Source organism: Pseudomonas onubensis (genome assembly GCF_965653655.1).
Classification (GTDB): Bacteria; Pseudomonadota; Gammaproteobacteria; order Pseudomonadales; family Pseudomonadaceae; genus Aquipseudomonas.
On sequence record NZ_CBFHAZ010000175.1, the window covers coordinates 1 to 7,010 of the forward strand.

Consider the following 7,010-nt stretch of genomic DNA (forward strand, 5'->3'; position numbering starts at 1 on the left):
AGGATTGAGCCTCGCGCCATAAAACGAAGGCCCAAGCCTTACCCGATGCTGATGCAGACGCGCTCGGCGGCAAGGGCCGAGGTCAGGAGAAATGGACACCCGAAGAAGGTTAAGTAAGTGCCATTCAGGTCAGCAAGATTAAAAGTCTGTCCCCTTATCTATGCGAAAGGCCGTAACGGAAAACGAGTAGGCAGCAGGAAAACCTGGGGTGGCGGGTCATCCTGCAGAAAATAAGGAGTTTCTGATGAAAAAGATGCAAGACATAACCAACCTGTTCAGCACCATCAACTCCCATACCGATAACGATTGGGTCTATACCAACCTAGAGAAATGGGAAGCGCATCCAGAGAGCGCAATTTTCTACCTCATTTCAGAGGATGAAATTGACGATCTCGAGGAAGAAGATAAAACAGTCGAGAATTCTGCCGGCGAACTTATCCCTAAATCCTTGGCTAAGGAAAACGTTGAAACCTGGCTGGATGCACAAACTCTACTAGCCATATTCGAAATCATTCAAAAGAAAGTTAAGGCGCCAGACGAAGATATTTTGATCCGAGCAATCAATCACTATCGAGAATTCGATGACTTCATGGAAGCCTGATTACTATCCAAAAAAATGGGCACCCAACCCAGTCGGCGTGCCCATTTTCTTACCAACCCGCCTCCCTTCAGACGGTCCTGCTCTTACGGGTTGACGCTGTCTTTGAGCGACTTGCCCGGCTTGAACGCAACGGTATTGCTGGCCTTGATTTTCACTGGCTCACCGGTTTGCGGGTTTTTGCCGGTGCGGGCGCCGCGGTGGCGTTGCAGGAAGGTGCCGAAGCCCACCAGGGTGACGCTGTCTTTGCGGTGCAGGGCGCCGGTGATTTCTTCGAGAACGGCGTTGAGAACGCGGTTGGCCTGTTCTTTGGTCAGGTCTGCTTTTTCTGCAATAGCGGCTGCGAGTTCTGGTTTACGCATAAGTGAAGCCTCTTTGACGGTTTTTTGTTGTTATGTCCGTGCTGCTCTCTGGTGGAGCAGCGCCCAAGGCGCCGCAGGCTCTACTCTGCGGCAGACGGGAGTGAGGATGGCATGCCCTCGCACGCTCCGCCAGTCTCGCGGCGACCTTTCTGGGGCTAAGAAGGTGCTGATTCCGACAGAACGACCGGTATTTACGCCAGCAATGGCGGAAGTTCTTTGTTAAGGGCGAGTTTTTCCATGACGGCACTGCCGGTCAGCGCGTAACCCAGCAGGCGGCCGCTGGCGTCGCGGCACAAGGCCTTGATATCGGCGCCCTGCCCTTCGACGCTCCACACGCCTTCGGTGCCGCGTGGCGGCGGCGATACCACCAGCGGGCAGATCGGGGTTTTCACGGTGATCGGCATCGGCCCATAGCTGACGGCCGTGGCGTTGCCGGCCAGGGTTTGGGCCAGGGCGCGGGCGCAGCTCATCAATGGCATCACGTAGAGCAGGTTGAGGCCATCGACCTCGGCGCAGTCGCCCAGGGCATAGATGTTGGCGTGGGAGGTCTTGAGGTGGCGGTCTACCATGATCCCACGGTTGATCTGCAGGCCGGCAGCGGCGGCCAGGTCCACGCGCGGGCGCAGGCCGATGGCCGAGACCACCAGGTCGCAGTGAATCACTTCACCATCCGACAGGTGCGCTTCCAGGCCATCCGCGGTGCGCTGCAGGCGGTTGAGCACCGGGCCCAGATGGAACCGCGCACCGAGGCCTTCCAGGCCGGCCTTTACCGCTGCGGCCGCCGCCGGGTGCAGCAGGGTCGGCATGACTTGCTCACAGGGCGCCACCAGGTCGATTTCATAACCTCCCAGGATCAGGTCGTTGGCAAACTCGCAGCCAATCAGGCCGGCGCCCAGCAGCAGCACACGGCGTTTGCCGGCAGCAGCTGCACGAAAGCGTGCGTAGTCTTCGAGGTCGTTGATCGGGAAAATCAGTTCCGCCGCATCGCCTTCGACCGGCACGCGTACGGTTTCTGCGCCCCAGGCCAGGATCAGGTCGCGGTAGGCCACCGCTTCCTCGCCGATCCACAGGCGTTTGTGGCCCGGGTCGATGCCGCTGATGCGCGTGTGGGTGCGCACTTCGGCCTTGAGTTGCTCGGCCATGGCGCCCGGTTCAGCCATGCTCAGGCCATCGGCTTCCTTGTTCTTGCCAAAGCCGGTGGAGAGCATGGGCTTGGAGTAGGAGCGCCCGTCATCCGCGGTGATCAGCAGCAACGGGGTCTCGCTGTCGAGCTTGCGAAACTCCCGGGCCACGTTGTAACCGGCCAATCCTGTGCCGATGATCACGACAGGTGCGTTCATTCCTTTCTCCTTGTAGTACGTTTCTTAAACTGATGATTAGCCGATTTCGATCATTTCGAAATCCATTTTCCCCACGCCGCAGTCCGGGCACAGCCAGTCTTCCGGGACGTCTTCCCAACGGGTACCAGGCAGAATTCCGTCATCCGGCCAGCCGTCTTTTTCGTCATAGATCAGGCCGCAGACTACACATTGCCACTTCTTCATTACTTGCTTCCTCAGGGTCCAGGCGTCTTGGCCGACGGTCGATAGACCAACGTTGCCGTGCGGCTCAGGGCGTTTTGTACTGATCGGGGCCGACAGATGCAAGCATGTTCGGCGTAAACGGCCGGTTCAGCCCGGCAAAAGCTCAGGACGCCATGGTAAGCTCGCCGCCTCTTTTGCTGCCAATATTGACTCACCGTGCCGCACTCAATCGCCCATCCCGATGCTTGCCAATGGCTGACCCAGAGCCTTCTGAGTCCAATGCCCGCGCCCTTGACCCTCAACTGGCTGTTCGACGAAGGCTCGCTGACGCGCAGGCTTACGTGGCTGTCCAACGACGGCTTCAGTGTGACGCCGCTGTTCGAAGGCTGGCAGCCACTGCGCGAGGATGAATGTGCCGCGCTAGGCATGGCTCCCGCCACTGTTGGCTGGGTGCGCGAGGTGTATTTGCGTGGGCATGGTCAGCCATGGGTGTTTGCCCGCAGCGTGGCGGCACGCAGTGCCTTGCAAGGCGACGGCTTGCACATGGACGAGCTGGGCAGCCGTTCGCTGGGCGAATTGCTGTTCTGCGACCACGCGTTCACCCGCCAGGCGATCGAGGTATGCCATTACCCACGGCAATGGCTGCCAACCGCCGACCAGGCCGATGGCCTGTGGGCGCGCCGCTCGCGCTTTGATCGCGGGCCGTTGAGCGTGCTGGTCGCGGAAATTTTCCTGCCCAGCTTCTGGCATGCGCTGCATGACCACCCGGAGAACCGCTGATGTATCAACGTCTGCTCAAGTCCTTGAACCGCCTGAACCCCAGAGCGTGGGATTTCATTCAGTTGACCCGCATGGACAAACCCATCGGCATTTACCTGCTGTTGTGGCCGACGCTGTGGGCGTTGTGGATTGCGGGCAAGGGCTCGCCGTCTTTGCTCAATATCGTGATTTTCGTGCTCGGCGTGGTGCTGACTCGCGCTGGCGGCTGCGTGATCAATGACTGGGCCGACCGCAAGGTCGACGGTCATGTGAAACGCACCGAGCAACGACCGCTGGTGAGCGGCAAGATCAGTTCCAAAGAGGCCTTGGTGTTTTTTGCGGTGCTGATGGGTATCAGTTTTCTGCTGGTGCTGCTGACCAACGCCACCACCATCCTGCTGTCCCTGGGCGGCCTGGCGCTGGCGGCGAGCTACCCGTTCATGAAGCGCTACACCTATTACCCGCAGGTAGTGCTGGGCGCGGCGTTTTCCTGGGGCATGCCGATGGCATTCACTGCCGAGACCGGCCACTTGCCAGCCACAGCATGGCTGTTGTACATCGCCAATTTGCTTTGGACGGTGGGTTACGACACCTATTACGCGATGACCGACCGCGATGACGACTTGAAAATCGGGGTGAAATCCACCGCCATTTTGTTTGGCGATGCGGACCGCGTGATCATTCTGACCCTGCAAGGTTTATCGCTGGTGTGTCTGCTATTGGCGGGGCAGCGGTTTGAGCTGGGCGGCTGGTTCCATCTGGGGTTGCTGGCGGCGGCGGGCTGTTTTGCCTGGGAGTTCTGGTACACCCGGGACAAGGACAGGATGAAATGCTTCAAGGCGTTTTTGCACAACCATTGGGCGGGGTTGGCGATTTTTGTGGGGATTGTGGCGGATTACGCTTTTCGCTGAGATTTTTGCAGTGGCTGTGCGGACGCCTTCGCGAGCAAGCCCGCTCCCACATTTGACTGTGTTTACAGATCAAAATGTGGGAGCGGGCTTGCTCGCGAAGGTCTCAGTGTCGCCGCAGAGTCAAGGCTTGGCAACCTTCCAGGCACCGTCCATTTTGCCTTCACCGGTCATGTCGCCGGCCTTCTTGTCCATGACGAAGGTGTAAAGCGGCTTGCCGCTGTAGGCCCACTGGCTCTTCTGATCGTCACGCGTGATCACGGTCCATTTGCCCATCGGCTTGTCAGTGGACTCAGCCATCAACGGCGGCCAGTTCGTGGCGCACTTGTCGTTGCACATGGACTCGTCACCAGAGTCCTTGGCAAAGGTGTAGAGCGTCATGCCCTTGTGATCCACCAACACGCCGTCCTTAGTCATCGCCGGCTCAGCCGCAAATGCCAGTGTCGGCAGGGTCAACGCCGCCGTTACCAACAGGGCTTTCCAGGAAAAAGTACTTTGAGTCATCGGAACCTTCCTTTTGTGGTTGTCAGGATTCGGACCCAAAGGGTAGTCCAGAGTGCCGCGAATTGCCCGATCGACTAAATTACTGTCACACGACTGCAATAATTCCGTTATCTAATGCGGCGCAAGACAGTTAAATGACAAGAGGATTTTGAGCATGGTTGGCAGGAGCATTCTGATCGTTGACGACGAAGCGCCCATTCGCGAGATGATCGCCGTTGCGTTGGAAATGGCCGGCTACGACTGCCTGGAGGCGGAGAACTCCCAGCAGGCCCATGCCATTATCGTCGACCGCAAGCCGGACCTGATCCTGCTGGACTGGATGCTGCCCGGCACCTCCGGCATCGAACTGGCCCGCCGCCTCAAGCGTGACGAACTGACCGGGGATATCCCGATCATCATGCTCACCGCCAAGGGTGAAGAGGACAACAAGATCCAGGGCCTGGAAGTCGGCGCTGATGACTACATCACCAAACCATTTTCCCCACGTGAGCTGGTCGCGCGCCTGAAGGCCGTACTGCGCCGTGCCGGCCCGACTGATGGCGAAGCGCCGATCGAAGTCGACGGGCTTATCCTGGACCCGATCAGCCACCGTGTGACCATCGACGGCAAGCCGGCCGAGATGGGGCCGACCGAATACCGCCTGCTGCAATTTTTCATGACCCACCAGGAGCGCGCCTACACCCGTGGCCAATTGCTCGACCAGGTGTGGGGCGGCAACGTGTATGTGGAGGAGCGCACGGTTGACGTGCATATCCGCCGCCTGCGCAAAGCCTTGGGCGATGCCTACGAGAATCTGGTACAAACCGTGCGCGGCACCGGCTATCGCTTTTCCACCAAAGGTTGAGTTGTAAGCAATCAGCCACAAGCCGCAAGTTAAAAGCGGGACTGCTTTAGCTTGGAGCTTGCAGCTTGAAACTTGAAACTGCTCCGAAGGACGCAACTTGAACCAGAACTGGCATGGCACTCTGATCCGCCACATGCTGCTGTTGATCACGGGCTGTTTGGTGGTGGGCTTGATCAGCGGCTACTACGGCTGGAGCCTCGCAGTCGGTATCGGCCTGTACCTGGGCTGGACCCTCAAACAATTGCTGCGCCTGCATGAATGGCTGCGCCAGCACAAACCCGACGAAGCACCACCCGACGGCTACGGCCTGTGGGGCGAAGTGTTCGACAGCATCTACCACCTGCAACGCCGCGACCAACGGGTTCGCGGGCGCCTGCAAGCGGTGATCGACCGAGTGCAGGAGTCCACCGCCGCGCTCAAAGACGCGGTGATCATGCTCGACAGCGACGGCAACCTGGAGTGGTGGAACCGCGCCGCCGAGACCCTGCTGGGCCTCAAGACGCCCCAGGACAGCGGCCAGCCGGTGACCAACCTGGTTCGCCACCCGCGCTTCAAGGAGTATTTCGAGCAGGACAACTACGAAGAAGCGCTGGAAATCCCCTCGCCCACCAATGACCGCGTGCGTATCCAGCTGTACCTGACGCGTTATGGCAACAACGAGCACCTGATGCTGGTGCGCGACGTAACGCGCATTCACCAGTTGGAACAGATGCGCAAAGACTTCGTCGCCAACGTCTCCCACGAACTGCGCACGCCGTTGACGGTGATCTGCGGCTACCTGGAGACGCTGCTGGACAACGTCGACGAGATCAATCCGCGCTGGAGCCGTGCCCTGCAGCAGATGCAGCAGCAGGGCTCACGCATGCAAACCCTGCTCAATGACCTGCTGTTGCTGGCCAAACTGGAAGCCACCGATTACCCATCGGACAACCATCCGGTGGCGGTGCAAAGCCTGCTGCAGACCATCAAGAATGACGCCCAGGCGCTTTCCGGCGAGCGCGGGCAACAGATCACCCTGGAGGCCGACCCACAGGTGTTGCTCAAAGGCAGCGAAGGTGAGTTGCGCAGCGCGTTTTCCAACCTGGTGTTCAACGCCGTTAAGTACACCCAGGACAAGGGCAATATCCGCATCCGCTGGTGGAGCGACGAGCACGGCGCGCACTTGAGCGTGCAGGACTCCGGCATCGGTATCGACGCCAAGCACCTGCCGCGCCTGACCGAACGCTTCTACCGCGTCGACTCCAGCCGCAACTCCAACACCGGCGGCACCGGGCTGGGCCTGGCGATCGTCAAACATGTGCTGTTGCGCCACCGCGCACGGTTGGAAATCAGCAGCGTGCTGGGGCATGGCAGCACCTTCACCTGCCATTTTCCACCGGCGCAGGTGACCCGTTCGCGGGTGATCGGCACAGATGAATAACCCGAAAACGACGCTGGACTAAGTGTGGGAGCGGGCTTGCTCGCGAAGGCGGTGGGTCAGCTATGAATGTGTTGACTGACCCACCGCTTTCG

General features: G+C 59.5%; 9 protein-coding genes. 5 read left to right on the forward strand and 4 right to left on the reverse strand.

What is annotated here, in order from left to right:
* Nucleotides 1–244: 244 nt before the first annotated feature.
* A complete protein-coding gene (locus ACTD9P_RS29110) occupies nucleotides 245–601 on the forward strand; it encodes a DUF7716 domain-containing protein (protein WP_438870352.1) in 357 nt (118 codons plus the stop codon).
* 83 nt (nucleotides 602–684) lie between these two features.
* On the opposite strand, the gene ACTD9P_RS29115 is transcribed toward ACTD9P_RS29110, so the two are convergent.
* The 3 genes from ACTD9P_RS29115 to ACTD9P_RS29125 all read right to left on the reverse strand — a co-directional run bounded on the left by ACTD9P_RS29115 (nucleotide 685) and on the right by ACTD9P_RS29125 (nucleotide 2,504).
* A complete protein-coding gene (locus ACTD9P_RS29115; protein ID WP_003213368.1) occupies nucleotides 685–960 on the reverse strand; it encodes an HU family DNA-binding protein in 276 nt (91 codons plus the stop codon).
* Nucleotides 961–1,151: 191 nt separating this feature from the next.
* Nucleotides 1,152–2,300: an NAD(P)/FAD-dependent oxidoreductase gene (locus ACTD9P_RS29120; RefSeq protein ID WP_219337440.1), complete on the reverse strand. Its 1,149-nt coding sequence runs from the start codon at nucleotides 2,298–2,300 to the stop codon at nucleotides 1,152–1,154.
* Nucleotides 2,301–2,336: 36 nt separating this feature from the next.
* Nucleotides 2,337–2,504 carry a rubredoxin gene (locus ACTD9P_RS29125; protein WP_015886569.1) on the reverse strand — a complete coding sequence of 56 codons (168 nt, stop codon included), beginning with the start codon at nucleotides 2,502–2,504 and terminating at the stop codon, nucleotides 2,337–2,339.
* A 195-nt stretch (nucleotides 2,505–2,699) separates the two neighbouring features.
* On the opposite strand from ACTD9P_RS29125, the gene ACTD9P_RS29130 reads away from it, so the two are divergent.
* The gene (locus ACTD9P_RS29130; protein ID WP_438870353.1) at nucleotides 2,700–3,263 is read left to right on the forward strand and encodes a chorismate--pyruvate lyase family protein; all 564 of its coding nucleotides are present in this window, start codon (nucleotides 2,700–2,702) and stop codon (nucleotides 3,261–3,263) included.
* On the forward strand, nucleotides 3,263–4,153 hold the full coding sequence (ubiA, locus tag ACTD9P_RS29135) for a 4-hydroxybenzoate octaprenyltransferase (protein ID WP_138813272.1): 891 nt from the start codon (nucleotides 3,263–3,265) through the stop codon (nucleotides 4,151–4,153). The genes ACTD9P_RS29130 and ubiA overlap by 1 nt, the downstream gene beginning before the upstream one ends.
* Nucleotides 4,154–4,273: 120 nt before the next feature.
* Here ubiA and ACTD9P_RS29140 read toward each other — a convergent pair whose 3' ends face one another.
* Nucleotides 4,274–4,654, reverse strand: a complete 381-nt coding sequence (locus ACTD9P_RS29140) for a COG4315 family predicted lipoprotein (RefSeq protein ID WP_438870354.1) — start codon at nucleotides 4,652–4,654, stop codon at nucleotides 4,274–4,276.
* Nucleotides 4,655–4,808: 154 nt separating this feature from the next.
* Here ACTD9P_RS29140 and phoB point away from each other — a divergent pair, with 154 nt between their 5' ends.
* A complete protein-coding gene (gene phoB / locus ACTD9P_RS29145) occupies nucleotides 4,809–5,498 on the forward strand; it encodes a phosphate regulon transcriptional regulator PhoB (RefSeq protein ID WP_003195617.1) in 690 nt (229 codons plus the stop codon).
* Between the two features lie 133 nt (nucleotides 5,499–5,631).
* Nucleotides 5,632–6,918, forward strand: coding sequence for a phosphate regulon sensor histidine kinase PhoR (gene phoR / locus ACTD9P_RS29150; RefSeq protein WP_218178145.1), 1,287 nt, complete (start codon nucleotides 5,632–5,634; stop codon nucleotides 6,916–6,918).
* Nucleotides 6,919–7,010: the final 92 nt, after the last annotated feature.